This window comes from Thauera sp., from assembly GCF_034003485.1.
Classification (GTDB): Bacteria; Pseudomonadota; Gammaproteobacteria; order Burkholderiales; family Rhodocyclaceae; genus Thauera.
Window position 1 is genome coordinate 2,736 of the sequence record NZ_JAVEYL010000075.1, and the last position, 2,616, is coordinate 5,351.

The 2,616-nt window shown below is 67.4% G+C and carries 3 protein-coding genes; all 3 read left to right on the forward strand.

The genetic code is table 11. The features are described from left to right. On the forward strand, window positions 1–260 hold a 260-nt coding region (locus tag RBT54_RS18180), incomplete at its 5' end, for a PEP-CTERM sorting domain-containing protein (RefSeq protein ID WP_320368399.1). A 132-nt stretch (window positions 261–392) separates the two neighbouring features. Beyond that, window positions 393–2,258, forward strand: a complete 1,866-nt coding sequence (locus RBT54_RS18185) for a tetratricopeptide repeat protein (protein WP_320368400.1) — start codon at window positions 393–395, stop codon at window positions 2,256–2,258. 98 nt (window positions 2,259–2,356) lie between these two features. Then, window positions 2,357–2,616: RNA-binding S4 domain-containing protein (locus RBT54_RS18190; RefSeq protein ID WP_320368401.1), on the forward strand; the 260-nt coding region annotated here is incomplete at its 3' end.

Below are 2,616 nucleotides of genomic sequence, written 5' to 3' on the forward strand. Positions count from 1 at the left end.
TCAGCTTCGTGTGCACCAGCGCGGAAGGCTGCGACGACGTTGCCGGCGGCGAGTCGCGGACCTTCGACATGACGATCACCGGGTTGACGCCGGGCGACTATGATTTCACCGTTATCGCCCCGGGTGTCGCCGGCGCGTCCGAGCGTGACCTGATCACCGTGACCGCTGATGGTGGCGGGACGGTCCCTGAGCCCGGCACGCTCGGCCTGCTTGCCGCGAGCCTGCTCGGGGCCGGCTTCGCGCGCCGTCGCAAGCACTAAGCAGCGCCTGCCTTGGCAGCGAACGGCGGCTCTTCGGAGCCGCCGTTCGTTTGTCATCGTGTGGAACAGGTCCTTGCGCGATCGATCGCGCACAGGTGGAATGCCGGTTCCAACTCAAATGCTGGAGACACCATGACCGGGACACGCCCTCATAGCGCTGCGCTTCTCGCGCGCAACTTTCTCGCCGCAAGCACGGTGCTGTGGGCGGGGGTCGCACCCGCCGCGCTGATGGTCGAGGATGAACGTCGGGCGGCAGAGCTGACCGAGTCCCTGTCCAGCACGCTACCCGAACTCGGATTCGAACGCGGCCAGGCCGCCCCCTCGTTGGATGCGGTGGTCAAGCGACTGCGCGCCGGAGACCTGGAAGGTGCAGAGCAACTCGCCCGCGAAACCGTCAAGGTCCATCCGCGCGACGCCGCCGCGCACGAGTTGCTCGGTGTCACCCTCGGCCTGCGGGCACAACCGAAGGAGGCACTGGCAGCCCTGCAGACGGCCATCAAACTCGCCCCCACGCGCAGCTCGGCCATCACAAAGGCGGGCTCGCTGCTGCTGGCGATGGACCGCAACGACGAGGCAATCGAGCATTTCGAGCGTGCCCTGCGCATCGACCCGGCCGATCGCTTTGCCCATCAGCGCATGGGCCTGATCCGCGAGGCGCGCAACGAGATTCCTGCCGCCATCAGTCATTTCGAGAAGGGCCTCACCGGCACGCCGCCGGGCTACATCGGGGTCAAGATCAACCTCGGTCGGCTTTACAACCTCAGCGGACGTTTCGAGGACACCGTGGCGCTGCTCGACGGACTGGCCGAGCAGGCGCGCGGTGCCGAACTCAACGCCAACGTGGTGCTCGGCACCGCCTACCTGCGCCTGGGCAAGACTCAGGAGGCCCTGGCCCGCTTCAACAAGGCCGCGACGGCCGAACCCGGCAATGCAGGCTACCAGCTCGCGCGCGGAATCGCGCTGCGCGACACCGGGGATGGCGCAGGCTCTCTCGCAGCGCTGGAGCGCGCCCTCAAGCTCGCCCCGGACAATATCGAGGCGCAATTCCAACGTATTGAAACGCTCATTGCCCTTGATCGCCGCCCGCAGGCGATCGATGCATTGCACGCGCTCGCCGCCGCAAACCACCAGCCGCTGCGCGCCAAGTCACGGCTGGCCGAGCTGCTGCTCGACGCCCAGGACGCAGCTGCCGCCGCCGCCATCCTGCGCGAACTTGCTGCCGAAACCGGTGCCCCGCGCCCGATCGTGACGCGCTGGCTAGCCGCTGCGCAGGCCAGCGGTGACCTCGCCGCGGCCACCACGGCCGCAGAGTTGCTACAGCAGCGCTATCCCACCGATCCGGTGGCGCACTTCGAGGCTGGACGCTACTTCGCGTTTGCCACCCAATACGAGCGTGCCGAGGCGGCCTCACGCGCCGCCCTGAAGCTGAAGCCGGACGATGCCGAAACCCTATACCTGCTCGCAGCGATCGAGTCGCGCCAAGGCAAACTCAAGGCCTCGGTCGACACCGCACGCCGGTTGGTGAAGCTGAGCCCCGACAGCATTCGCAATCGCTTCCTGCTAGCCAGCCTGCTGCAGGCGAACGATCAGGCCAAGGCCGCGGAAGCCGAGTACCGCAACATCCTCGAACGCGCACCCGAGCACGGGCTGGCGCTCAACAACCTCGCGCACATGCTTGCTGAACGCGGTCGCACGGACGAGGCCCTGCCGTTGGCCGAACAGGCGCGCAAAGCCTTGCCCGACAACGGCATGGTGCTCGACACCCTGGGCTGGATCCAGCACAAGCTCGGCCGGCACGGCGATGCGGTCGCCACTCTGACAACCGCAAGCACACTCGCCCCGACGCAGGGGGCGGTGTTCTACCACCTTGGGCTCGCTCAGCAGGCCGCCGGCCGACACCCCGACGCGCGTCTAGCGCTGCAGAAGGCGCTCGAACTCGCCCCGCAGGAAGACTGGGCGAGCGACGCCCGAACTCGGCTCGACAAGGCGCCGCAATGACGAGTGAGACACCCGTCACGCGAGGACGAGGGGCTGTGGAGAAGGAGTCTGCGCACGGTGTCTCTTCGGTGGTAGACGCAGCGGCCTCCCCCAGCAGCGTGCGCACCCGTCTCGATAAATGGCTGTGGGCAGCCCGCTTCTTCAAGCATCGTACTGCTGCCACCGAGGCCGTCGATGGCGGCAAGGTCAAGCTCAATGGCGCAGCGGTGAAGCCCGCCCGCGAGGTCAAGGCTGGAGACCGGATCGACGTCACCATCGGCGAGGAAACCCGCTCGGTCGTCGTGCGCGCGATTGCCGATAAACGCGGATCGGCGACGGTCGCGCAAACGCTTTACGAAGAAACGACCGCAAGCATCGA

Coding starts and splice junctions, on each gene's coding strand:
- RBT54_RS18185 (WP_320368400.1), top strand. CDS start 393: ATGACCGGGACACGCCCTCATAGCGCTGCGCTTCTCGCGCGCAACTTT.